Raw genomic sequence first — 23718 nt, 5'->3', positions numbered from 1 at the left:
GCATGCACGTCCTCGTGGTGCACAACCGCTATTCCTCGGCGCAGCCGAGCGGGGAGAACAGGGTCGTCGACCAGGAGGTGGGGCTGCTGCGCGCGGCCGGCCACCGGGTCGGGGTGTTCGAGCGGCGCAGCGACGACATCGCCGCCATGTCCCTGCCGCGCAAGGCCGCGGTGCCGCTGCTCGTGCCCTGGAACCCGGCGGTCCGCAAGGAGCTCGCCGCCCGGCTCCGCGCCGAACGGCCGGACGTGGTGCACGTCCACAACGTCTTCCCGCTCCTGTCGCCCGCGGTCCTGGCCGCCTGCGCCGACGCCGGCGTGCCCGTCGTCGCCACGCTGCACAACTACACCCAGGTCTGCCCGCCCGGCACCCTGCACCGGGACGGCCGGCTGTGCACCGAGTGCGTCGGTACGGCGGTGCCGCTGCCCGCCGTCCGGCACGGCTGCTACCGGAACTCCCGGCCGGCGACGGTGCCGCTCGCGGTCGGCCTGTCGGTCAACCGGCGGCGGTGGTGGTCCGGCGTGGAGCGGTTCTTCTGCATCTCCGCGGCGCAGCGCGCCGTCCTGGTGCGGTCCGGCATGCCGGCCGGGCGGCTGGTGGTGAAGCACAACTTCGTGCCCGACCCGGGCGCCGGGCGGGCGGGCGCCGGCGAGCACCTGCTCTTCCTCGGCCGGCTCGCGGAGGCCAAGGGCGTACGGCTGCTCATGGCCGCGTGGGACGAGATCGCCGCGGACGGCGGTGTGGGCGTGCCGCTCGTGCTCGCCGGCGCGGGACCGCTGGAGCGGGAGGTGACCGCCTGGGCGGCCGGCCGGGACGACGTGCGGTACGCCGGCCTGTACGACCCGGCCCAGTGCCGGCGGGCCGTCGCGCGGTCGGTCGCCATGGTGGCCCCCTCGATGGCCATGGAGACGTTCGGCCTGGTGGTCGCGGAGGCGATGGCGGCGGGGGTCCCGGCCGTCGCCGCCGGTCACGGCGCCTTCGCCGAACTCGTCGAGGACGGGGTGACCGGGCTGCTGCACCGGCCGGGCGACACCGCCTCGCTGGTGTCCGGCATCCGCCGGATCACGGCCGATCCGGTCCGCAACCGGGAGATGGGCCGGGCGGCCCGGCGCCGTTACGAACAGGACTTCAGCCCGGACGTCGGGCTGAGGCGCCTGCTGGAGGAGTACCGGTCCGCGATCGCGGGCCGGTCCGGCGGCGGGGACAGCGCGCCGCCGTCAGACAACGGAAGCACTGGCTCGCGGCGGGGCGTCCGCGCGAGCAGGGGGGATGGGAACAGCAGATGACACGATGCCGACTCTGCGGCTCGACGGCGCTGGCGAGCGTCGTCGACCTGGGGGCGACCCCGCCGTGTGAGAGCTTTCTCGCCGCGGACCGACTGGACCGGCCGGAGCCGGCCTACCCGCTGCACCTGCGGGTCTGCACCGACTGCTGGCTGGCACAGATCCCGCCGCTGATCACGCCCGAGGAGACGTTCGAGGAGTACGCGTACTTCTCCTCGTACTCGACCTCCTGGGTGGAGCACGCGCGCACGTTCGTCGCCGACGCCGCGGCGCGGCTGGGTCTCGGCACCGACGCCTTCGTGGTCGAGGTGGCGAGCAACGACGGGTACCTGCTGCGGCACGTGGTGGACCGGGGCATCCGCTGCCTCGGCATCGAGCCGTCGGTGAACGTCGGCGCCGCGGCCCGGGACGCGGGGGTGCCCACGCTCACGGAGTTCCTGAGCCCGGAGACCGGCGCGGCCGTCCGCGCCGAGCACGGCCCTGCGGACCTGGTCGTGGCCAACAACGTGTACGCGCACATCCCCGACGTGGTCGGGTTCACCCGGGGGCTGCGCGCCCTGGTCGCCGACGACGGCTGGGTCTCCGTCGAGGTGCAGCACCTGCTGACCCTGATCGAGGAGAACCAGTACGACACGATCTACCACGAGCACTTCCAGTACTACACGGTCGCCTCCGCGATCCGGGCCCTGGCGAGCGGCGGACTCACGCTCGTGGACGTCGAACTGCTGCCCACGCACGGCGGCTCCGTCCGGCTGTGGGCCCGGCCGGCCGAGGCGGCCGGTGAGCCGAGCGGACGCGTGGCCGACGTGCTGGCCAGGGAGAAGGCCGCCGGGCTGCAGGAGCTGTCCGGGTACGCCGAGTTCTCCGCCCGGGTGGCCAAGGTGCGCCGGGACCTGCTGCGGTTCCTGATCGAGGCGGCCGAGCGCGGCGAGACGGTCGTCGGCTACGGCGCCCCGGGCAAGGGCAACACCCTGCTCAACCACTGCGGCATCCGGCCCGACCTGCTCCCGTACACGGTCGACCGCAACCCCTACAAGCACGGCAGGTTCACCCCGGGCACCCGCATCCCGATCCTGCCGCCCGAGCGGATAGCCGCCGACAAGCCGGACTACGTGCTCGTCCTCCCGTGGAACCTGCGGGCCGAGCTGACCGAGCAGTTGTCGTTCGTGCACGAGTGGGGCGGCCGGCTGGTCTTCCCCATACCGGAACTGAGCATTGTCGAGGTCGAGCGATGAAGGTCGTACTGTTCTGCGGCGGTTACGGGATGCGGATGCGCAGCGGCGCCGCGGACGACGTGCCCAAGCCGATGGCGATGGTCGGTCCCCGGCCGCTGATCTGGCACGTCATGCGCTACTACGCGCACTTCGGGCACACGGAGTTCATCCTGTGCCTCGGGTACGGGGCGCACCACATCAAGGACTTCTTCCTCCACTACGAGGAGACGACGTCCAACGACTTCGTGCTGCGGGGCGGGCGGACCGAGCTGCTGTCCACCGACATCTCGGACTGGACGATCACGTTCGCGCAGACCGGCATCGAGTCACCGATCGGGGAGCGGCTGCGCCGGGTGCGGCACCACCTGGACGGCGACGAGATGTTCCTCGCCAACTACGCCGACGTGCTCACCGACGCCCCGCTGCCGCAGATGATCGAGAACTTCGCCCGGCGCGACGCCGGCGCCTCGATGATGGTGGTGCCGCCGCAGTCCTCGTTCCACTGCGTGGACCTGGGCGAGGACGGCCTGGTGGGGGGCATCACCGCGGTGAGCGAACTGCCGCTGTGGGAGAACGGCGGCTACTTCGTGCTCCGCCAGGAGGTCTTCGACCACATACCGGAGAACGGGGACCTGGTCGCCGACGGCTGCGCCCAGCTGGCCAAGCGGGGAAGGCTGGTGGCGCACCAGCACCGCGGCTTCTGGAAGCCGACCGACACCGTGAAGGAGCGCGCCGCGCTCGACGCCGCCTACGCCCGGGGCGACCGCCCGTGGGCCGTGTGGGAGCGGGACGGCGCGGGGGTGAGCGTGTGATCAGGCTCGGCACCGGGCGCCCGGACCGGATCGTCGCGGTGGGCGCGCACTGCGACGACATCGCCATCGGCGCCGGCGGCACCCTGCTGACGCTGTGCCGCGCGCGACCGGGTGTCCGCGTCGACGCGCTGGTGCTCTCCGGCGGTGGCGGCGAGCGGGAGCAGGAGGAGCGGGCCGCGCTCGCCGCCTTCTGCCCGGGCGCCGATCTGCGGCTGACCGTGCTCAAGCTGCCGGACGGCCGGCTGCCCGCGCACTGGGAGGAGGCCAAGGCCGCGGTCGAGGAGCTGCGGACGCGGACCGAGCCGGACCTCGTGCTGGCGCCGCGCACCGAGGACGCGCACCAGGACCACCGTGGCCTGGCGCGGCTGATCCCCACCGCGTTCCGCGACCACCTCGTGCTCGGCTACGAGATCGTCAAGTGGGACGCCGACCTCGGCCGTCCGGTGGCGTACCAGCCGCTGTCGCCGGAGACCGCCGAACGGAAGGTACGGCTGCTGCAGGAGCACTACCCCTCGCAGCGGCACCGGCCCTGGTACGACCGGGAGGCGTTCCTCGGTCTCGCCCGGATCCGTGGAATCGAATGCCACGAGCGCTACGCCGAGGCGTTCGCCGTCACCAAACTCACTCTCGACCTGGGGGAATGAACGTGCGCGTACTGCTGACCGGACACCAGGGCTACCTGGGCACCGTGATGGCCCCGGTCCTCGCCGCCGCGGGGCACGAGGTCGTCGGGCTCGACTCCGGCCTGTTCGCCGACTGCGTGCTGGGTCCGGCGCCCGCCGACCCGGCGGGGCACCGGGTGGACCTGCGCGACGTCACGGCCGACCACGTGGCCGGGGCCGACGCCGTGATCCACCTGGCCGCGCTCTCCAACGACCCGCTGGGATCGCTGGCGCCGGAGCTCACCTACGACATCAACCACCACGCGTCCGTACGCCTGGCCCGGCTGGCGCGCGACGCCGGGGTCCAGCGCTTCCTGTACGCGTCGACCTGCTCGGTCTACGGGGCCGCCGGCGGCGACGAGCTGGTGACCGAGGACGCCCCGCTGCGCCCGGTGACGCCGTACGCCGAGTCCAAGGTGCGCGTGGAGGACGACCTGCACGCCCTGTCCGACGGCGACTTCAGTCCGGTGTACATGCGCAACGCCACCGCGTTCGGGTATTCCCCCCGGCTGCGCGCCGACATCGTGCTGAACAACCTGGTGGGCCACGCGCTGCTGTCCGGCGAGGTCCTGGTGCTCTCCGACGGCACCCCCTGGCGTCCGCTGGTGCACGCCGCCGACATCGCGCGGGCCTTCGCGGCCGCGCTGGTGGCGCCGCGCGAGGCGGTGCACGACCGGGCGTTCAACATCGGCAGCGAGACCAACAACGTCACGGTCGCCGAGATCGCCGAGGAGGTCGCCGAGGCGGTGTCCGGCTCGAAGGTGGTGATCACCGGGGAGACCGGTGCCGACCCGCGGTCGTACCGGGTGGACTTCTCGCGGTTCCGCGCCGCGATACCCGGCTTCGACTGCGAGTGGACGGTGAAGCGGGGCGCGCTCGAACTCGCCGACGCCTACCGGGAGCACGGGCTGACCCGGGAGGACTTCGAGCGGCGCTTCACCCGCCTCGCCGTGCTGCGCTCGGCGTCCGACGCCGGGGCCGTCGACGACACCCTGCGGTGGCGCCGGTGACCGCGACCGGCTCCGGCTCCGGCTCCGGCTCCGGCTCCGGCTCCGGCTCCGGCGAGGAGATGTACGCGCTGGTGGAGCGGCTGTACCCGCTGTGCCGGAGCATCACCGGCGACGGGGTGCGCGCCACCCTGGAGATCGTCGGCGAGTACGTCCCGCTACGGGTGCACGAGGTGCCGACCGGGACGCGGGTGCTCGACTGGACGGTGCCGCAGGAGTGGAACATCCGGGACGCGTACATCGCCGACGCCTCCGGCCGGCGGGTCGTCGACTTCGCCGCGTCCAGCCTGCACGTGCTGGGCTACAGCGTGCCCGTGTCGGCGACCATGCCGCTAGCCGAGCTGCGCGGACACCTGCACACCCTGCCGGAGCACCCGTCCTGGGTGCCGTACCGCACCAGTTACTACAGGCCGGAGTGGGGGTTCTGCCTGGCCCAGGAGACCCTGGACGCGATGCCGGACGGCGAGTACGAGGTGCGCATCGACTCCACGCTCGCGGACGGCCACCTCACCTACGCCGAGCACGTGGTCCCCGGGCAGGTCCCCGACGAGGTGATCGTCTCCTGTCACGTCTGCCACCCGTCGCTGGCCAACGACAACCTGGCCGGCATCGCGGTGGCGGTCTTCCTGGCCCGGGCGCTGGCGGAGCGGACGCCGTACTACACCTACCGGTTCGTCTTCGCGCCCGGCACCATCGGGGCGATCACCTGGCTGGCCCGCAACAGGGAACGGGTGGAGCGGGTCAAGCACGGTCTGGTGCTGGCCTGCGCCGGCGACCCGGGGCAGCTGACGTACAAGCGGAGCAGGCGCGGTGACGCGGAGATCGACCGGGTGCTGCGGTACGTGCTGGCCGCCTCCGGCCGCCCGCACGAGATCAGGGAGTTCACTCCGTACGGCTACGACGAGCGGCAGTACTGCTCGCCCGGGTTCGACCTCGGCGTGGGCTCGCTCAGCCGGACGCCGTACGCCGGCTATCCCGAGTACCACACCTCGGCGGACGACCTGGACCTCGTCTCCCCGGAGGCGATGGCGGACACCCTCGCGGTCTGCCGCGAGGCGTTCGCCGTACTGGACCGCAACCGGCGCTACCTCAACCTCAGCCCCTACGGCGAGCCGCAGTTGGGCCGGCGCGGACTGTACGACGCGCTCGGCGGCCGCAGCGACACCAAGGAGGCCCAGATGGCCATGCTCTGGGTGCTCAGCCTCTCCGACGGCGAGCACGGTCTGCTGGACGTCGCCGAACGGTCCGGGCTGCCGTTCGACACCGTCGCCGCCGCGGCCGACGCCCTGCGCGGTGCCGGGCTGATCAAGGCATGACGCCGATGACCACCGAGGGGGAGAGGACGAGGACGAGGGCGGCCACCGCCGGGCGGGCCGTCGTCGGGCGGCTGTCCTGGGGGCTGGCCGACCAGGCGGCCTCCAGCATCAGCAACTTCGCGGTGGGCGTCTACGTGGCCCGCTCGCTGGGGGTCACCGCGTTCGGCGTGTTCAGCCTCGCCTGGGTGACCTACGGCGTGGTGCTCAACGTCTCCCGCGGACTGGCCACCGACCCGCTCGTGGTGCGTTTCAGCGGCGTGCCGGACGCGTCCTGGCGCGGGGCGGTGGCCCGGTCGTCGGGTGCCGCGCTCGGCGTCGGCACCGTCCTCGGCGCGGCGTCCGTGCTGGCGGGGCTCGCCCTCGGCGGCCGTGTGGGGCCCGCGTTCGTCTGCCTCGGTGTCGTCCTGCCGGGACTGCTGCTCCAGGACGCGTGGCGGTTCGCGTTCTTCGCCGCCGGCGCCGGGCGGAAGGCGTTCGTCAACGACCTCGTGTGGGGCGTCGCGCTCGTCCCGGCCCTGGTGCTGGCGGCCCGCGTGGGCAGCGTGGCCGCCTTCGTGCTGGCCTGGGGCGGGTCCGCCGCGGTGGCCGCGGTGTACGGCTGGCTCCAGTCCGGCATCCGGCCCCGGCTGACCGGAGCGCGCGCGTGGGTGCGCGAGCACCGCGACCTCGGCTACCGGTACCTGGTCGAGAACGTCAGCAACAGCGGCGCGAGCCAGCTGCGGGCGTACGGGCTCGGCGTGATCGTCGGGGTCGGCGCGGTGGGGGTGATCCGGGGCGCCGAGCTCCTGCTCGGCCCGTTCCTGGCCGTGCTGATGGGGCTGTCCCTGGTCACGGTCGCGGAGGCGGCCCGGGTGCTGCGGCAGGCCCCGCACCGCGTCGGCGCGTTCTGCCTCGTGCTGGGCGGCGGGCAGGCCGTCGCCGCGCTGCTCTGGGGCGGGGCGCTGCTGCTGGTGCCGGACCGGGCCGGCGAGCTCGTGCTCGGCGGCGTCTGGAGCGCCGCCTCGGAGCTCGTCGTGCCGGTCACGCTCGGCGTCGCGGGCGCCGGCCTCGGCACCGGCGCGGCGGCCGGGCTGCGCGCGCTCGGCGCGGCCCCGCGCAGCCTGCGCGCCCAGCTGTTCGCCTCCGCCTGTTACCTCGTCGGCGGGCTCGGCGGGGCGGCCGCGGCCGGCACGGCCGGCTCGGCCTGGGGCGTCGCCGCCGCGACCGTCTGCTCCTCGGCCGTGTGGTGGCTGCACCTGCGGTCCGCCCTGCGCGAGCACCACCAGAACACCATCCGTGAAGTGAGGACGCCATGACCCCCCAGCCCCGGCTGAGCATCGGCCTGCCCGTGTACAACGGCGAGGAGTACCTGGCCGAGTCGTTCGACGCCCTGCTCGGCCAGACCTACGAGGACTTCGAGCTGGTCGTCTCCGACAACGCCTCGACGGACGGCACCCAGGACATCTGCCGCGAGTACGCGGCCCGGGACTCACGCATCCGCTACATCCGGCTGCCCCGCAACATCGGCGCCGCGCCGAACCACAACTACGTGTTCACCGAGTGCCGCGGCGAGCTGTTCAAGTGGGCCTCGCACGACGACCTGTACGCCCGGGACCTGCTGCGGCGCTGCGTTCAGGCGCTGGACGAGCGGCCCGACGTGGTCCTCGCCCACGCCGACCAGGCGGTCATCGACGAGGACGGGAAGGTGAAGGTCCCCTACGAGTACACGCTCGCCACCGGCTCGCCGCACGCGCCGGTGCGCTTCCGCAGCATGCTGTTCGAGCCCGGCGGCGACGACTTCTACGGGGTGATGCGGGCCGATGTGCTGCGCAGGGTGAAGCCGCACGACAGCTACCACCACGCGGACCGCACGTTCGTCGCCGAGATCGGCCTCCACGGGCCCTTCCACCAGGTGCCGGAGCTGCTGTACTTCCGCCGCGACCACCCCACCCGCGCCGAGCGGGCGAACCCGTCCAAGCGCTCCCGGTGCGTCAACCTGGACCCGCGCCGGGCGGGCCCGCTGCACCCGACGCCCCGGCTGCTCGCCGAGTACGTCTGGGGGTTCGTCTCGGCGATCCGCCGGGCGCCGCTGTCCCCCGCCGACCGGCGCGCCTGCTACCGCCACCTGGCCGCGTGGGCGGCCAGCCGGGCCCGGCCGGGCGCCGGCGAGCGGGTCGAGGACCGCGCCCCGGTCGACCCGGCCCGGTCCGGTGTCTCCGTCGACGCCCTCGTCGCCGGGCGAGAGCGGAGGCGGGCGTGACTCCGGTGCGCGTCGGGGTGTTCGGGCTGCTCGGCTCCGGCAACCTCGGCAACGACGGGTCGCTCGAGGCCGTCCTCGGGTACCTGCGCGCCGAGCACCCGGAGGCGGTCGTGGACGCGCTGTGCGGCGGCCCCGAGGCCGTCGCGGCCCGGTACGGGATCCCCGCGACGCGGCTGCACTGGTACCGCGGGGAGTACCGGACCGCGTCGCGGGCGGGCGCGGTCGTGGGGAAGGGGCTGGGCAAGCTCGTCGACGCCGTCCGCACCGCCGCCTGGGTGCGCCGGCACGACGTGGTGATCGTGCCGGGCATGGGCGTCCTGGAGGCCACGCTGCCGCTGCGGCCGTGGGGCTTCCCGTACTCGCTGTTCCTGCTCTGCGCGAGCGGCCGGCTGCTGCGCACCCGGGTCGCGCTGGTCGGCGTCGGCGCCGCCCCGATCGGCAGCCGGCCGACCCGGGCCCTGGTGCGCTGGTCGGCGCGGCTGGCCGCCTACCGGTCGTACCGGGACGCCCTGTCCCGCGACGCGATGCGGGCGATGGGCGTGGACACCGCGCGCGACGGGGTCCACCCGGACCTCGCGTTCGCCCTGCCGGCCCCGCCCGCGCACACCTCCCCGGGCCTGGTCTGCGTCGGCGTCATGGACTTCCACGGCGGCGACGACGACCGCGCCCGGGCCGAGGAGATCCACCGGCGCTACCTCGACGGGACGACCCGCTTCGTGCGCGCCCTGGTCGAGGACGGCAGGCGGGTCCGGCTGCTCACCGGTGACGCGTGCGACGCGCCGGTGGTCGAGGCGATCCTCGACTCGGTGGACTCACCGCTGGTCACCGCGGCCGGGGCGGCCTCGCTGGCCGACCTGATGGAGGAGACGGCGGCCGCCGACGCCGTGGTGGCGACCCGCTACCACAATCTGGTCTGCGCGCTGAAGGCCGGCACGCCCACGCTGGCGCTCAGCTACGCGGCGAAGAGCGACGCGCTCATGGCCGGGATGGGGCTGGGCGCCTACTGCCACCCGGCCCGCGAGGTCGACGCCGGCCGGCTGCTCGAACAGTTCCGGGCGCTGGAGAAGCGATCGGCGGAACTGCGGCAGACCCTCATCGAGCGGAACCAGGACATCGCCCGGCGTCTCGAGGACCAGTTCACCGCCTTGACCGAGGCCCTGTTCCCGGCGACCGGTCACACCCACACCCGCCAGGAGGCTCCATGAAAGCGACCGAAGTCCCGGCGATCGCCGGCGCGTACCTGTTCGAGCCGACGCCGTACGCCGACGAACGCGGCTTCTTCTGCCGCACCTTCGACGCCGACGTGGTCCGCTCGGTGGGCCTCGACCCGGACGCCTTCGTCCAGGACAGCCTGTCCCGCTCGGTCCGGGGCGTGCTGCGCGGACTGCACCTGCGCTCCGGCGCCGGCGAGGCCAAGCTCGTGCGGTGCTCGTACGGGAGGATCTTCGACGTCGTCGTGGACCTGCGGCCGGACTCGCCGACCTACCTGGGCCGGGCCTCCTTCGAGCTGTCCGGCGAGACGCAGGCGACCCTGTACGTCCCGGCGGGGTGCGCGCACGGCTTCCAGGCGCTGACGGACACCGCCGACACCTCGTACCGGATCGACCGCCCGCACGATCCGGCCGAGGACGTGACGATCGCCTTCGACGACCCGGAGCTCGCCATCCCGTGGCCGCTGCCGGTCACGTCCATGTCCCAGCGGGACCGGGAGGCGCCGAGCCTCGCCGAGGTCCTGAAGCACAGAGAGGGCTGAGGTCGCCGTGGACACCGAAGAGTTCGAACTGCCCCGGTCGCGGGCGGTCAACGAGCGGCTGCACGCCATGGTCCCCGGCGGCGCGCACACCTACGCCAAGGGCGACGACCAGTACCCCGAGAACCTGGCCCCGGTCATCAGCCACGGCCGCGGCGCCCACGTGTGGGACGTCGACGGCAACCGCTACGTCGAGTACGGCTCCGGCCTGCGGTCGGTCAGCCTCGGCCACGCCCACCCCCGCGTGACCGAGGCGGTGCGACGCGAACTCGACCGCGGCAGCAACTTCGTGCGGCCGTCCGTCGTGGAGGCCGACGCCGCGGAACGCTTCCTGGCCACGGTGCCGACCGCCGAGATGGTGAAGTTCGCGAAGAACGGCTCCGACGCCACCACCGCCGCGGTGCGCCTCGCCCGCGCCGCCACCGGGCGCCCGCGGGTGGCCCTCTGCGCCGACCACCCGTTCTTCTCCGTGGACGACTGGTTCATCGGCACCACACCGATGTCCGCGGGTGTCCCGGCGGCGACCACCGACCTCACCGTGGCGTTCCCCTACGGGGACCTGGCCGCCACGGAGGAGCTGCTGAACCGTCACCGGGGCGAGGTCGCCTGCCTGATCCTCGAACCCGCCACCCACACCGAGCCGCCGCCCGGGTACCTCGCCGGCCTGCGCGAGCTGGCCGACCGGCACGGCTGTGTGCTGGTCTTCGACGAGATGATCACCGGCTTCCGCTGGTCCGAGGCGGGCGCCCAGGGCCTGTACGGCGTCGTCCCCGACCTCTCCACGTTCGGCAAGGCGCTGGGCAACGGGTTCGCCGTCTCCGCGCTGGCCGGACGCCGCGAGCTGATGGAGCGGGGCGGGCTGCGCCACTCCGGCGACCGGGTGTTCCTGCTGTCCACCACGCACGGTGCGGAAACGCACTCCCTGGCCGCCGCGATGGCCGTGCAGGCCACGTACGTCGAGGAGGGCGTCACCGCGCGGCTGCACGCCCTCGGCGAGAAGCTGGCCGCCGGTGTCCGCGAGGCCGCGGCCGGCATGGGCGTCGGCGACCACGTCGTCGTCCGGGGCCGGGCCAGCAACCTGGTCTTCGCCACCCTCGACGAGGACGGGCGGCCCTCGCAGGAGTACCGCACCCTGTTCCTGCGCCGGCTCCTCGCGGGCGGGGTGCTGGCCCCGTCGTTCGTGGTGAGCGGCGCGCTCGACGACGCCGACATCGACCACACCGTCGACGTGGTGGCCCAGGCGTGTGCGGTGTACCGGAAGGCACTGGACGCCGGTGACCCCACCCCCTGGCTGGGCGGACGCCCGGTGAAGCCGGTGTTCCGCCGCTCGGCGTGAGGTCAGCGGGGCTCCGGCCGGCCGGCGTCGGCCACGGGTCCGCCCAGCCGGTCGGCCGTCCGGTCGACCAGCCACGCGGTCGCCGGTACCACCGCCAGCGCGGTGCACCAGCCGCCGAGGGTGTCGGTCGGGTAGTGCGCGTTCAGGGCGACCTGCGCCCAGCCCATCGCGGCGCCGGCGACCAGCGCCGCGGCGAGCACGAGTGACGTGCCGGCCGTCCTGCCGAGGCCGAGCCGGCCGGCCGCGAGCAGCGCCACCACGAGGGCGAACGCGGTGAGGAAGGCGGTGTGCCCGCTCGGGTAGGACAGGCTCCCCTCGTGGATGGCGCGTCCCACGAGGGGCTTGAGCAGCTTCGTCGTCGCCACGCTCGCGCCGGTGCCGGCGACGACGAGCACCGCCGCGCGGGGACGCCGGAGCAGCAGGCAGCCCGTCACGGTGCCCACGACCAGCGTCGCCGCTCCCACGGGCTCCCCCAAGAAGTCCGTGGCCAGGGCGACGCTCCGCGACTGCGGCCCCGCCCCTTCCACCGCCGCCCGGATCCGCGCGTCCGCCGTGCCGGGCTCGCTGTCGCCGGCGTACAGGGCCCCGAGCACGACGACCACCAGCGCGGCGAGGACCGCGATCGGCCCGAGCCACGCGCGCAGCGACAGGGGCAGCGCCACGGGCGCCGACCGGCCGGTCACACGGAGACCCCCCGTACCGTCGCGGACCGTCCGGCAGATGCGGCGCGCCTCCCCCTTACCGCGGGGCCGACGCCGTGTCACCCGCGGCTGCCGTGATGCCGCGCCCCCGGGAACCGCCCGCTGCCGCCCGCCGACACGACCGGGACCGCCAGGAGCGATCCCGCGCCACCGACGCCGGTCGGCGTGTCCTCCGGCTTCCGCCGGCGCCAACTCCCCATCACCGAGCCACTCCCCCGTCGTGCCCGACTTGGCCCGCGCGGGAGCCATCGGCCTGTGCAGCCCTGAACCCGCCGGCCCGTCCATCCCCCTGGCCGAGGGCATCGGGATCAGTCTCTGCCCGCCACCCTAACCAGCAACGCGGCCGCGGCACACCGCCGTCGGGAAGTCCGCGTGTCAACGCTCCGCGCGTCACGGCCCCCGGCACGACCGGCGAGCGCACGGGCGTCATCCACGCGGTGGGCGGCCCGGCCGGTGATTTCGCCGATTCCCCTGTCCCGGCCGCCCGCTTGACTCGGTGCGAGCCGGTCCCGGAACGATCCACGGGGACCGGAAGCAGACACGACTCGTGCAACCGGCAAGGGTACGCCGACGCGGTCGGCCGGCGTGCCCGGAAGGGACCTCGGACATGTCTCGTATCAGCGGGCGTCTGCGCCTGCTCGGCGCCGTGGCCGTCGGCATCACGGCCGTGGGAACCGCGGGCGTCGCGGCACCCCCCGCCTCCGCCGCCACTCCGGTCTACGGCGAGGACTTCTCCGACGGGCTCGGCACCTTCACCGCCTCCGGTTCCGTCAGGACCGGAACGTACGGTGCCCGGCTCAGCGGGTCGCTGTCCTCCGACCCGTCGATGGTGTCCGCGTCCGTCGACCTGACCGGGTACGGCGACCTGACCCTGTCCTACACCCGGGCGGCATCGGGGCTGGACCTCGGTGAGACCTTCACCGTGGCCTACTCGGTCGACGGCGGCCCGTTCACCGCGCTGGAATCGGCGCGCACCGCCACGGGCCCGGTGTCGTTCCCCCTGCCGGACTCCGTCGAGGGCGGTGACCTGCGGCTGCGGTTCTCGCTTGACGCGAGCGGCCCCCTGGAGACGCTGACCGTCGACGACGTGCTGATCGAGGCCGCCGACGGCGGCCCGACCGACCCGCCGACCGGGTCACTGCCCCCGGTGGACGACGTCACCGAGCCCGGCCCGTACGCGGTGACCGTCGACGAATCCGCCGGTCCCGGCGACGACGGCTGGCTGGTGTACCCGACCGACGCGGGCCGCGACGGTGTGGACCACCCGGTCTTCGTCTGGGGCCCGGGGGCGGGGTCCGACCCCGCCGACTACGAGGACATGCTGCGCCAGTGGGCCTCGCACGGGTTCGTCGTCTACAGCGAGGTCTCGTCCAGCAGCGGCGCCTACATGGTCGACGCCCTCGACTGGCTGGAGGACCTGAACGCCAGTCCGGGCAACCCGCTGTACGGGGACCTCGACACCTCCGAGGTGGCCTTCGGCGGCCACTCCCGCGGGTCCCTCGGCACGTTCGACGTGGCCGACGAACCGCGGCTGGAGACCACCGTCCACGTGGCCGGCGGCTCGTTCGACGGCCACGGCCCCGACAGCCTCCGCAACCCAGCCCTCTACATCGGCGGTGACGAGGACTTCGCCACCGCCAATATGGAACGCGACTACACCAACACCGGCGTGCCGGTGTGGTTCAACGTCCTCGACGGCACCGACCACATCCTCGCCACCCGCAACGGCCGGCACGTCATCACCGCCTGGCTCCGGTGGCACCTGGCCGACGAGGAGTTCCGCCGCGCACCGGACTTCCTGAGCCCCGGCTGCGCCTTCTGCGGCCTCGGCGACGTCCAGTACAAGAACTGGTGACGCCGTGCGCCCTCACTCCCCGAGCGTGGCGACGGCTTCCTCGTAACCGCCCGTCGGCGGCGCGGTGTCGGGCCCGTACACGAGGTTCAGCACGCCCGTGGTGAACGTCTCGGAGCTCAGCAGCCTCAGCGGGATCGGCGGTTCGCCCTCGTCGAACAGGCGCATGCCCTTGCGTACGGCGATCGGGTGGACGAGCAGGCGCAGTTCGTCGAGGAGGCCGGCGGCCAGCAGCTGCCGGACGACGGAGACCGAGCCGCTCAGCGCGATGTCGCCGCCCGGCTCGTCCTTCAGCGCGGCGGCGACCTCGGCGACGTCACCCCGCGCCTGCTCGGAGTTGCGCCACTCGAGGTCGAGCCGGCTGTGCGAGAAAACGATCTTCCGCAGGTCGCCGAGCTGCTTGGCGAAGCCCGCGTCCTCGCCGCCCGCCGCCTCCCGCCCGGGCCAGGCGCCGGCGAAGCTGTCGTACGTCCTGCGGCCGAAGAGCAGGATCTCCGTGGTGTCCAGGCCCGCGCCGACGGCGGCTCCCATCTCGTCGTTGAAGTACGGGAAGTGCCACTGGTCGGGCGCCTCGACGACGCCGTCGAGCGAGATGAACAGGCCGGCGGTGATCTTCCGTGGCATGGTGTCCTCCACATCCGGGTGCGTGTACCGGATACGACCGTGCCACCCGCCGGAACTCATCGGTGGGCGGCACGCGGACGGTTCAGACGGTGTCCGGTTCCCTGCGGCGCTCCGGATCCGGTGCGCCGTCCGCCGCCGCCCGGCGCGGGTCCGTGACGCTGCCCAGCCAGCCCAGCAGGAATCCGGCCGGCACCGTCACCAGGCCCGGGATCGTCACGTCCCAGATCCTGAAGTCGTGCCCCGGGAAGATCGACCCGGGTGTGCCGGACGCGTACGGGGACAGCGCGAGCGCCACGACGCTCAGCACGGTGGCCCCCCACAGGCACCACAGCGCGCCGCGGGCGGTGAACCCGGGCCAGTACAGGGCGTACAGCAGGACGGGCGCGAGGGCGGCGCCGCAGACGGCGAGCCAGAGCGTCGAGACGACCACCAGGTTCCAGTCGGCGACGACGACCGCCACGACCGCGGCGAGGGCCCCCGTCAGCGCCGCCGACCACCGCGACGCGGCACCGTCCGCCGTGCCCGCCGGGCGCCTGCCGACGGACTTGGCGGGCTTGGCGGACGCACCCAGCACGTCCCGTCCCAGGGCGATGCCGGCGGCGAGGGTCACGTCCACCACGGCCGCGAGCGCGGTGAGGAAGAGGACGCAGGCCAGGGCCGCGACCAGGACGCCACCGCCGTCGAGCGCCCGTCCGAGCAGCAGCGGCGTGAACACCTGCGCCGCCGGACCGGCCTCGCGCAGCGCCTCGCCGGCGAGGGCCGCCGCGCCGACGCCGACGACGGCGAGCGTGCCGTACAGCAGGGTGAGTTCGCCGAGCATCCAACGGCCGACGGTCCGGGCACCACGGGGGCTCTTCGTCGCGATGGCCCGCATCAGCACGGCGGGCATCGCCAGCGTGGCCATCGTCATGCCGAAGGTCTGCCCGATCCGGTTCACGGCCCCCACCCACCCCTCACCGGTGTAGCCGCCCGGACGCAGGTACGCCCCGCCCGTCCGCGAGCCGTGCGCGGCGGCGTCGAGCAGCCGTCCGGGGTCCCAGCCGAAGCGGTGGAGCACCAGCCCGGCGGTGACCACCAGCACCGGCAGGGTGATCACCGACTTCGCGATCATCACCACGCCCGTGCCCCGGATCCCGCCGCTGACGGCCAGCGCCGTCATCACGCAGCCGATCACCACGATGCAGCCGGTGCGCGCGCCGGGCTGCCCGATCAGCGCCGCGGCGACGTTGCCGACCACCACCAACTGCACGACCAGCAGCGGGAAGCAGACAAGCAGGGTCACCACGCCCCACGAGACGCGTACCGCCGTCCCGCCGCTGCCGCGCGCGTCCAGCAGGTCCGCGGCCGTCAGCGAGGCGTGCCCGCGCAGCGGTTCGACGATCAGCACGAGGAGCAGCACGACCCCGATCAGGCTGCCCAGCATGACGCCGAGCCCGTCGAAGCCGGTCGTGGCGACCATGCCCACCAGCACGGTGACCGTCGCGACCGTGGTGGTGTCGCCGCCCATCGCGATGCCCTGCTGCCAGGAGCGCAGCCGGCGGCTGTCGGACCGGACGAGGGCCCGGTCGTCCTCGTCGGCGCCGGTGACGATGCACAGCATCAGGCAGATCACGACGAACACCGAGAACACGGCGAGGACGAGGGACCGGGACGAGGGATCGAGCAGCGTGGTCACGACCACCTCCGGGCGCCCGGCCGCCGCTCGAGCCGGTCGACCCGCCGCCCGTACACCACCAGCGCGTGCACACCGACGGCCAGGGGCGCCACGGCCAGGAGCACGCCGAGGCTCACCGGTCCGGCGATCCGCGCGCCGTACACGGCCGGTACGAGGGCGGCGGGCAGCACGTAGAGCAGCCAGGCGGCGGCGATCCGGACGCCGAGCCGCAGCCCGACGGCCAGTCGCGCCGCCTCCCCGTCGTCGCGTCGCTCGTGCTCCGTCGCGGGCCGCGCGTCGTCCGCCGGCGCGTCATGGTGCGGCGGCCCGGGCCAGGGCTGCGGTCCGAAGGACATGGGGAGGCTCCGCTCACGTCGGTCCGGCACCCCGGAAGGGGTGCGTATACGGGTGTGGGGGTGGGCGCGGAGTCAATCAGACCCCTGCGCGAACCCGCACGCCCCGAGCGCAGATCTGTTCTCCCGCCCAATCCGGAGCCGCGCGGACGGTGAACGGTCACCGCATGACCAAGAGCCCGAGCGGCCGCACGGCCCGGCCGTGCGATGATGCCGGGCCGCCGCCGGCTTCCCGGTGTGGGCGGTGTGTGGCCGCGGGCGGTGTCGGGCACGGCACTTCGCACCGGCCGTCCGGTATGTCGGTTCCTCCGCCCACCGCGGCCCGGGAAGTTACGGTGCTCGCGCACCCGCACGGCTCCCGCAGGGCTATTGACCTGCATGGATTCGTTGTGCTTCGCTCGGCGCGAGGGCCTGGGGGCACAACGGGGGCACAGGTGGCGTACAGGGGCGGATCGAGGGGGCGTGAGGTGTCTCGGGGCTTTGGGGGACGCAGCGGGGACGCTGCCGGGGTGACCGCGCCGCACCCGCGCGCACCTCGGCCGGGCCTGCCCCGGCCGAGGGTGTCACGAGGCCGGTGCTCCTTGTCCGACTGCCTCGTGGCCGTGCCCGGGCCGGTGCCCGGCGATCCCCGTATGTCCGCCGAGCGAGCCCCTTGACTCCTCCGCCGCCGCGACGCGGGTCTCCGCGGAAGTCGCCCGCGACGGCGTCGTCCCGCCGTGGTGCGAGCGGCCTACGGCGCGGAGAGCAGCACTGGCCGGACTGCCGCCGGACCCGTGGGTGGGAGTGCCGGAAGGGTGCCCCGCACCGGAGCCGGCGGATGGCGCACGGGCGACGGCGGACTCGCCGGAACCCGGGCTGCGGTCTTTCCGTCTTGCTCCGACGGGCCGCCCTTGGGAGGGGGAAGGCGGCTTTGGCCGCAAGGTGACGAGCGGAACCCTCCCTGACATGACCGACATCTAACAAAGCAGCCAAAAGTGAGACACATACCACCGCAGAACTTTTCGCGAACGAACCGGGGAACCGCGCTCTCCGTGTGGCGTCGGCCGCGGACGGCCCTCTGGACCGCGGCGGGTGCCGTGACCCTCGGATTCCTCGTCGCGCTGGAGTTCGCCGCGCGTCACTACGGCCTGCCGGGGCCGATCACCAACCAGGTGCGGGAGGTGGTGTACGCCCCCAAGTCGGGCGGACTGCTGTACGCCGCCCTGGCGTTGATGACGGTGGTGCTCACCTGGCGGGAACGGTTCGTCGCGGTGGGTACGGCGATCGGCATCGACGTCGCCTTCCTGGTGGTCCGGTGGGCGGCCGACGCCGGGACGAACGGCGGCCACCCCTTCGGCAACGGCGCCCTGTGGGTGATCCTGGGCGGTGCGGTCGTCGCCGTCACCCGCCGCACCGGCCGGGAACGGGTCCTGCTCCTGAAAGGCGTCGGACTGGCCCTGCTGCTGGTGGCCGGCCGCAAGACCGGTGACACCTGGCTGTTCATCACGTCGAAGACCCGCCTGACGGTGCTCGACCAGTACGTGGCCACCGCCGATCACGCGCTGGGCGACCCGTCGTGGCTGGCGGGCCGGATCGTGACGGCCACCGGCCCCGTCGGCTTCAACTTCCTCGACTTCGTCTACGGCAACCTCGCGGTGGCCGCGGTCGTCGCCGCGCTGTACCAGCTGCGTCACGTGGCGGCCGAGCGCCGCTTCCCGCGCCACCACCTGGTGCGCACGTTCCTGGTGATCGGCCTCGTCGGGCCCGCCTTCTACATGATCTTCCCGGTGGTCGGGCCGCTCTTCGCCTACGGCACGGGCACCGAGCACTGGGCGGCGGTCAGCCTGTGGGCGCCGGACATGCCGCCCAGCGAGCCCTGGGCCGTGGCCGACCTGTGGCCGCGGACGCCGCCGCCGGTCGACACCCCGCACCCCATGCCGTTCGACGGGATCACCCCGCGGAACTGCATGCCCAGCCTGCACACGGCGTGGGCCACCGCGATCTTCATCCACTCCCGGAAGGGACCCCGCGTCCTGCGGTTCGCGGGAACGTTCTGGCTGGTCGCCACGCTCGCCGCGACGCTGGGATTCGGCTACCACTACGGCGCGGACCTCCTCGCCGGCGTGGTGTTCACGCTCACGATCGAGGCGGCACTGCGCTCGTTCGACCGGGGCTGGGACCGGTCGGGGATCCGGCTGGCCGTCTACGGCGCGACGGTCTTCGCCGCGCTCCTGCTGTCCTACCGGTTCCTGCCGCTGACGATGGCCCAGTATCCCTGGGTGGCCGGACCGCTGCTGGTGCTGGCGACGGCCTCGGTGGTCTACGGCTACGTACGGACCACCGCGCTGTGGGAGCCGAGGACCGCACCGGCGCGGCGACCGGAACCGCAACCCGAACTGATCTGAGGCGTACCGCACCGGCCCGTCCGCCGCTCCCCGCCGCGAAGCCGCCGTGGCGCGCCCGGGCCGGTCCCCGGCCACGGCCGCGCCGGTCCGCCGGCGCTCCGACGGGGAGCGCCGGCGCGGGGCGCGCGCGGATCCCGCCGCCTCGCGCGGGGGCGCCCCGCCGTCCCGGTCGTGGGAGCCGTGCGGCCTCCGCGGCACCGGTCCCGCCGGGTGGGCGCGGCGCGGGACGTCAGGCGGGCAGGTCGCGCAGGGCCTGTTCGGTCCGGGCCGCCGCGCCGGTCAGGCCGAGAGCGGTCTGCAGGCGGTGGGCGGCCGTGTAGTGCTCCCGGGCCGCGGCGATACGGCCGGCTCCGGCCTCCAGGGCCGCCAGTTCACCGTGCACGGCGGCCTGGCGGGGGCGGTCGCCGATCCCGGTGAGCAGGGCCAGAGCGTCCCTCATGCCCGCCGCGGCCCGCTCCGGGTCGCCCCCGGCCAGGGCGACCCGGGCCAGACCGGCCGAGGACTCCGCCTCCCCGGCGGGGTTGTTGACCGCCCGGTGCAGGACGAGAGCGTCCCCGAAGTACGCGGCGGCCTCCCCGTTCCGTCCCTGCTCGTACGCGATGCCGCCGAGGGCGTTGAGCGCGAAGGCCTGCCCGAAGCGGTTCCCGGCCCGCCGGTGGAGGGCGACCGCTTCCCGGAAGTACCCGGTCGCCTCGCCGAGTTCACCCGCTGCCCGGGCGACGTGGCCGAGGCCGCGCAGCGCATAGGCGAGGCCGATGCCGTCGTCGGCCCGCCGCTGGAGCTCCACCGCCGCCCGGAATCCCTCCCGCGCCCGGCCGTGCTCACCGCGGACGCGCGCGACATGGGCCAGGCCGGTCAGCGCGTAGCCCTGCCCCGCCGGGTCGTCCGCCGCCCGCGCGCACCGCAGGGCCTCCTCGAAGTGTTCCGTCGCGGCCGCGTAGTCGCCGCGCGCCCGGGCGACCTCCCCCAGCCCCCGCAGCGCGTCGGCCTCCCCCGCCTCGTCCCCGGCCAGGCGGAGCAGCAGCGCCGCCTCCTCGAACCCGGCGACCGCCTCGTCGTGGCGGCGCCGGTCCCGGGCGATGTCGGCGAGGGCCGTGCGGGCCCGGCCCTGCCCCGCCTCGTCCCCGGCCCGCTCGGCGGCCGCCAGGACGTCCGCGTACAGCGCGGCCGCCTGCTCCTCACGGCCGTCCACGTACAGCAGCCGTGCGGTCCGCCGGGCCAGGCTCCCTCCCGTCTCCCATCCCTCGCCCAGCGCGGCCCGGGCCGCGCCGCACAGCTCATCGAAGGCGGCGTGGCTCCACATCCGCGCGTGGTCCGGGTTGTCGAAGGGGCCGGTGCCCGAGGCCGGGGCCGCCGCCCCGTACAGCAGGGCGTGCGCGGTGCCGGTGACGCCGTCCAGGTGCCGGTAGAGGCTGCGCCGGCCCCGCTCGACGGTTTCACGGGAGTCCTGGACGGCGACGAGCCCCCGCGCGTACGCCACGAACAGGTCGTGGAAGACGTACCGGCGCTGCGGCAGCGAGGTCAGCATGCTGCGCTGCAGCAGCCGGACCAGGCGCACGGTGGCGAGCTCCGCGGGCATCCCGGCCAGCGCCGCTATCGAGGCGGCGTCGAAGTCCGGCCCCGGGTGCCAGACGCAGGTGCGCAGCATGGCCTGCAGGTCCGCGCTCAGGGCCTCGTACGAGACCGTGAACGCGGCGGCCGCCTCCCGGTCGGCGTCGTCGAGCTGCTCCAGGGGCCGGGTCGCGGACCGCATGACCGCGAGCAGGCCGACCGGGTCCATGTCGGCCAGCAGGGCGCCGACGGGGCGCAGGGCCAGCGGCAGCCGGCCGCACAGCCGGGCGAGTTCGTGCAGCACCTCCCGCTCGCCGGGCCCGCCGGTCCCGTCCGCCGGTGACCGGCCCGCGATCCGCAGCAGCAGTTCCACGGCCTCGTCCGGCGGCAGCAGGGACACCTCCTCGCGGACCACCGCGTCCAGCCCCGCGAGCCGGTGCCGGCTCGTGACCAGCACCAGACAGCGGCCGGCGCTCGCCGGGCCGGGCAGCAGCGGCTCGACCTGCGCGGCCTCGCGGGCGTTGTCGAGGAGCAGCAGCACCCTTCTGTCCGCCAGCCAGGCCCGCCACAGCTGGGCCTTGCCCGTCGTGCCGGTGGGGATGTCGGAGCCGTCGAAGCCGGCCAGCCGCAGCAGTTCCGCCAGGACCTCGCCCGGCTCGCGCGGCGTGCTGCCGGGGGTGAACCCGAACAGGTCCACCTCGAACCGGGCGTCCGGGAAGGCACCGGCCAGCCGGTCCGCGAGGGCGCGGGCAAGGGCGGACTTGCCGACGCCCCCCGTGCCGTGCAGCAGCGCGACGGCCGGGGCGCGCCGCTCGGTCAGGGCCGCCTCGCAGACGGCGGCCAGATCCGTGAGCAGCCCGGTGTGGCCGACCAGGACCGACGGGGGCGGCACCAGCGTGTTCAGCTCGATCCCCGGCCGCTCGGCGGCGGGGGCGCCGTAGAAGTGGTTGTGCTGGACGCCCTGCCCGACGACGGCCTGCTGTGCCCGGCCGGTCGCGCTCGCGTCCATGCCGACCGTCACGGAGGCGCCGGGGGCCCCGACGGCCGGTGTCGCGCCCGGCGGGTCCGCCGGCGGCCGGTCCGTCCCTGCCGTCACCGGGGCGCCCGGAAGGTGTTGTGCTGCTCGCCCTGGCCCTGCACCGCCTGCTGCGCCTGGCCGGACGCGGTCGCGTGCACGGTGACCTGCCCGGCGGCCACGCCGCCCGCCTGCGCCTGCTCCCGGACGAACGCCACCAGGTCGCGCAGCCGCTGCGCCTGCTCCGGGGCGTCCTCCAGCAGATCCTCGAACCGCGTCCGCCAGGCCCCGGCCTGGCGGGCCGCGACCTGCTCCACGTCGTCGCCGGCCGCCGCCAGTTCCTCACGGGCGCGTTCCAGGCGGGCTTCCTGCCGGGCCTCCTCCTGCGGATCGCCGCGGCCCAGCAGCCGGGCCGTGCGCTCGCGGCACTCCTGCCACGCGTCCGTGGCCATCGCCTGGACCAGTGCGCCGCCCCCGGCGGCGGCCAACGCGCTGAGCGCTTCCAGGAGCATGGGGGTCCTCTCGTCGGCAACGGGTGTTCAAGTATGGCCGAACGCAGGGAAGTCGATGATGGACGCGGGGCTGCCGGAGAGCGCGGGCCGGCCGCGCGTGACGCTGCGCGGTGCCCCTCCTCCCGTCCTGCGGCCGGGCGTGACGGGAGCGTCCTCCCCGTGCGGCCGCGCCGTCGTGACCTGACAGGTGTCAGGGTCACCGGGCTCCCGCGGGTGCCTACCGTGGTGGTGTCATCATCGGTGGAACCTGCGACGACGGAGTGACGATGAGAGGTACGACCCTGCCCGGAGCCGGGCGACTGTTACCGGCGGCCGCGGCCGTCCTGCTGCTGGCGTGGTGTGCGGTCGCCCCGGCGGCCGCCGGGGAGGAACGGCGTGCCGGTGCCGGGGACACCGTGTCGTCCGCCGCGCAGGTGCCGGCGGGTGTCACCGCCGGTGTCGCGGTGTTCGACCGGCAGACCGGGACGTACACCGAACAGATTGCGTCCGGCGCGCAGTTCAGGTCCGCGTCGGTCGTCAAGCTGCTGCTGGCCCTGGACTTCCTGTGGAACCGCGGGCCCGACTACACCGTCCCCGAAGCCGACCGGGCGCGGCTGGAGCCGATGCTGCGCAGCAGCGACGACGCCGCGGCCACCCACTACTGGAGGAACTACGGCCGCTCGGCGATCATCGACCGCATGGTGGCCAGGCTGGGGCTGACCGACACCGTGCCGCCGCCCGCCGGGTACGAGGAGTTCTGGGGCTACACCGCGCTCTCGGCACGGGACACCGTGACGATCTACCGGTACCTCCTGGACCGGGCGCCCGCCCCCGTGCGTGACTTCGTCATGGGCAACCTGCGTCAGAGCACGCGCTGCGCCTCGGACCGCTTCGACCAGCACTTCGGCATCGCCGGGGCGTTCGAGCGGCCGTGGGCGGTGAAGCAGGGCTGGTCGGGCGACTTCCCCGACGGCACCTGCGGCACACCGTCCCTCGCGGCGGGCGTGACGGCGGACGAGAACGCCGGGACCGGCGCGGCCGCGGTGGACCTGGACCGGCCCGCGCTGCACAGCACCGGCACGGTCGGTGCCGGTGACCGGTCCATCGTGGCCGTGCTCACGCTGCACCCGCTCGGCACCTCGTACGGCAAGGCGTACACCGACATCGGCCGGCTGACCCGCTCGCTGAACGTTCCGGGGGCGGTGCGGCCGTCCGGGACGTGGTTCGGGACGTGGAGCGAGTTCGTCAACGTGCGCGAGGACCCGTCCACCGGCAGGCCGCCGCTGCGGCAGCTGCCGGCGGGCGTGGAGGTGCTGGTGGGCTGCCAGGTCCGGGGCCAGGTCGTCACCGTGCCGCCGTACACCAACGAATGGTGGGCCTACCTGCCGCAGCACGGTGGCTACATCTCCAACATCTACATCAGTTCGCCGGACAACAAGCTGCCGGGTGTCCCGGAGTGCGGCGGGCGGTAGCCCCC

20 protein-coding genes are annotated in these 23718 nt (G+C 74.4%); 14 read left to right on the top strand and 6 right to left on the bottom strand.

Annotated features, from left to right (window positions below; genetic code table 11):
* Positions 1 to 2: 2 nt before the first annotated feature.
* The 11 genes from AB0A94_RS15395 to AB0A94_RS15345 are packed head-to-tail and all read left to right on the top strand — an operon-like array spanning position 3 to position 11616.
* On the top strand, positions 3 to 1283 hold the full coding sequence (locus AB0A94_RS15395) for a glycosyltransferase (protein ID WP_361744423.1): 1281 nt from the start codon (positions 3 to 5) through the stop codon (positions 1281 to 1283).
* On the top strand, positions 1280 to 2515 hold the full coding sequence (locus AB0A94_RS15390) for a class I SAM-dependent methyltransferase (RefSeq protein ID WP_361744420.1): 1236 nt from the start codon (positions 1280 to 1282) through the stop codon (positions 2513 to 2515). Before AB0A94_RS15395 ends, AB0A94_RS15390 begins: the two co-directional genes overlap by 4 nt.
* Positions 2512 to 3306, top strand: a complete 795-nt coding sequence (locus AB0A94_RS15385; protein WP_361744418.1) for a glucose-1-phosphate cytidylyltransferase — start codon at positions 2512 to 2514, stop codon at positions 3304 to 3306. Before AB0A94_RS15390 ends, AB0A94_RS15385 begins: the two co-directional genes overlap by 4 nt.
* On the top strand, positions 3303 to 3950 hold the full coding sequence (locus AB0A94_RS15380; RefSeq protein WP_361744415.1) for a PIG-L family deacetylase: 648 nt from the start codon (positions 3303 to 3305) through the stop codon (positions 3948 to 3950). Before AB0A94_RS15385 ends, AB0A94_RS15380 begins: the two co-directional genes overlap by 4 nt.
* Positions 3951 to 3952: 2 nt before the next feature.
* Positions 3953 to 4978, top strand: a complete 1026-nt coding sequence (locus AB0A94_RS15375) for an SDR family oxidoreductase (RefSeq protein WP_361744412.1) — start codon at positions 3953 to 3955, stop codon at positions 4976 to 4978.
* A gap of 59 nt (positions 4979 to 5037) precedes the next feature.
* Positions 5038 to 6291, top strand: a complete 1254-nt coding sequence (locus AB0A94_RS15370) for a DUF4910 domain-containing protein (protein ID WP_361744638.1) — start codon at positions 5038 to 5040, stop codon at positions 6289 to 6291.
* A gap of 5 nt (positions 6292 to 6296) precedes the next feature.
* Positions 6297 to 7586: a hypothetical protein gene (locus AB0A94_RS15365; RefSeq protein ID WP_361744636.1), complete on the top strand. Its 1290-nt coding sequence runs from the start codon at positions 6297 to 6299 to the stop codon at positions 7584 to 7586.
* A complete protein-coding gene (locus tag AB0A94_RS15360) occupies positions 7583 to 8530 on the top strand; it encodes a glycosyltransferase family 2 protein (RefSeq protein ID WP_361744409.1) in 948 nt (315 codons plus the stop codon). The genes AB0A94_RS15365 and AB0A94_RS15360 overlap by 4 nt, the downstream gene beginning before the upstream one ends.
* Complete coding sequence (locus tag AB0A94_RS15355; protein WP_361744406.1) at positions 8527 to 9735, top strand: polysaccharide pyruvyl transferase family protein; 1209 nt, start codon at positions 8527 to 8529, stop codon at positions 9733 to 9735. The genes AB0A94_RS15360 and AB0A94_RS15355 overlap by 4 nt, the downstream gene beginning before the upstream one ends.
* Positions 9732 to 10283, top strand: a complete 552-nt coding sequence (gene rfbC / locus AB0A94_RS15350; protein WP_361744403.1) for a dTDP-4-dehydrorhamnose 3,5-epimerase — start codon at positions 9732 to 9734, stop codon at positions 10281 to 10283. Before AB0A94_RS15355 ends, rfbC begins: the two co-directional genes overlap by 4 nt.
* A gap of 7 nt (positions 10284 to 10290) precedes the next feature.
* On the top strand, positions 10291 to 11616 hold the full coding sequence (locus AB0A94_RS15345; RefSeq protein ID WP_361744400.1) for a glutamate-1-semialdehyde 2,1-aminomutase: 1326 nt from the start codon (positions 10291 to 10293) through the stop codon (positions 11614 to 11616).
* Positions 11617 to 11618: 2 nt separating this feature from the next.
* Here the strand turns inward: AB0A94_RS15345 and AB0A94_RS15340 are convergent, their stop codons facing one another.
* A complete protein-coding gene (locus AB0A94_RS15340) occupies positions 11619 to 12299 on the bottom strand; it encodes a phosphatase PAP2 family protein (protein ID WP_361744397.1) in 681 nt (226 codons plus the stop codon).
* Between the two features lie 625 nt (positions 12300 to 12924).
* Here AB0A94_RS15340 and AB0A94_RS15335 point away from each other — a divergent pair.
* Positions 12925 to 14172: a hypothetical protein gene (locus AB0A94_RS15335; protein ID WP_361744394.1), complete on the top strand. Its 1248-nt coding sequence runs from the start codon at positions 12925 to 12927 to the stop codon at positions 14170 to 14172.
* Between the two features lie 12 nt (positions 14173 to 14184).
* Here AB0A94_RS15335 and AB0A94_RS15330 read toward each other — a convergent pair whose 3' ends face one another.
* From AB0A94_RS15330 to AB0A94_RS15320, 3 genes are all read right to left on the bottom strand, one after another.
* On the bottom strand, positions 14185 to 14793 hold the full coding sequence (locus AB0A94_RS15330) for a dihydrofolate reductase family protein (protein ID WP_361744391.1): 609 nt from the start codon (positions 14791 to 14793) through the stop codon (positions 14185 to 14187).
* 82 nt (positions 14794 to 14875) lie between these two features.
* Positions 14876 to 16468 carry a transporter gene (locus AB0A94_RS15325; RefSeq protein ID WP_361744388.1) on the bottom strand — a complete coding sequence of 531 codons (1593 nt, stop codon included), beginning with the start codon at positions 16466 to 16468 and terminating at the stop codon, positions 14876 to 14878.
* A complete protein-coding gene (locus tag AB0A94_RS15320; protein WP_361744385.1) occupies positions 16465 to 16803 on the bottom strand; it encodes a hypothetical protein in 339 nt (112 codons plus the stop codon). Before AB0A94_RS15320 ends, AB0A94_RS15325 begins: the two co-directional genes overlap by 4 nt.
* A gap of 1028 nt (positions 16804 to 17831) precedes the next feature.
* Here AB0A94_RS15320 and AB0A94_RS15315 point away from each other — a divergent pair.
* Positions 17832 to 19184, top strand: a complete 1353-nt coding sequence (locus tag AB0A94_RS15315) for a phosphatase PAP2 family protein (RefSeq protein ID WP_361744382.1) — start codon at positions 17832 to 17834, stop codon at positions 19182 to 19184.
* Between the two features lie 229 nt (positions 19185 to 19413).
* Here AB0A94_RS15315 and AB0A94_RS15310 read toward each other — a convergent pair whose 3' ends face one another.
* Positions 19414 to 21831 (bottom strand): tetratricopeptide repeat protein, encoded by a 2418-nt coding sequence (locus AB0A94_RS15310; protein WP_361744379.1) that lies wholly within the window; start codon positions 21829 to 21831, stop codon positions 19414 to 19416.
* Positions 21828 to 22262 (bottom strand): hypothetical protein, encoded by a 435-nt coding sequence (locus AB0A94_RS15305; RefSeq protein ID WP_361744376.1) that lies wholly within the window; start codon positions 22260 to 22262, stop codon positions 21828 to 21830. Before AB0A94_RS15305 ends, AB0A94_RS15310 begins: the two co-directional genes overlap by 4 nt.
* Positions 22263 to 22528: 266 nt before the next feature.
* On the opposite strand from AB0A94_RS15305, the gene AB0A94_RS15300 reads away from it, so the two are divergent.
* Complete coding sequence (locus AB0A94_RS15300; RefSeq protein ID WP_361744373.1) at positions 22529 to 23713, top strand: hypothetical protein; 1185 nt, start codon at positions 22529 to 22531, stop codon at positions 23711 to 23713.
* The last annotated feature ends 5 nt before the right edge of the window (positions 23714 to 23718 follow it).

It is taken from the genome of Streptomyces sp. NPDC044984, from assembly GCF_040646935.1.
Classification (GTDB): domain Bacteria; phylum Actinomycetota; class Actinomycetes; order Streptomycetales; family Streptomycetaceae; genus Streptomyces.
The sequence above is the reverse complement of the archived record's forward strand: the minus strand, read 5'-3'. Positions and strand labels throughout refer to the sequence as shown.

Coding starts and splice junctions, on each gene's coding strand:
- AB0A94_RS15385 (WP_361744418.1), top strand. CDS start 2,512: ATGAAGGTCGTACTGTTCTGCGGCGGTTACGGGATGCGGATGCGCAGC.
- AB0A94_RS15360 (WP_361744409.1), top strand. CDS start 7,583: ATGACCCCCCAGCCCCGGCTGAGCATCGGCCTGCCCGTGTACAACGGC.
- AB0A94_RS15300 (WP_361744373.1), top strand. CDS start 22,529: ATGAGAGGTACGACCCTGCCCGGAGCCGGGCGACTGTTACCGGCGGCC.
- AB0A94_RS15305 (WP_361744376.1), bottom strand. CDS start 22,262: ATGCTCCTGGAAGCGCTCAGCGCGTTGGCCGCCGCCGGGGGCGGCGCA.
- AB0A94_RS15365 (WP_361744636.1), top strand. CDS start 6,297: ATGACCACCGAGGGGGAGAGGACGAGGACGAGGGCGGCCACCGCCGGG.
- AB0A94_RS15335 (WP_361744394.1), top strand. CDS start 12,925: ATGTCTCGTATCAGCGGGCGTCTGCGCCTGCTCGGCGCCGTGGCCGTC.
- AB0A94_RS15390 (WP_361744420.1), top strand. CDS start 1,280: ATGACACGATGCCGACTCTGCGGCTCGACGGCGCTGGCGAGCGTCGTC.
- AB0A94_RS15395 (WP_361744423.1), top strand. CDS start 3: ATGCACGTCCTCGTGGTGCACAACCGCTATTCCTCGGCGCAGCCGAGC.
- AB0A94_RS15330 (WP_361744391.1), bottom strand. CDS start 14,793: ATGCCACGGAAGATCACCGCCGGCCTGTTCATCTCGCTCGACGGCGTC.
- rfbC (WP_361744403.1), top strand. CDS start 9,732: ATGAAAGCGACCGAAGTCCCGGCGATCGCCGGCGCGTACCTGTTCGAG.
- AB0A94_RS15370 (WP_361744638.1), top strand. CDS start 5,038: ATGTACGCGCTGGTGGAGCGGCTGTACCCGCTGTGCCGGAGCATCACC.
- AB0A94_RS15320 (WP_361744385.1), bottom strand. CDS start 16,803: ATGTCCTTCGGACCGCAGCCCTGGCCCGGGCCGCCGCACCATGACGCG.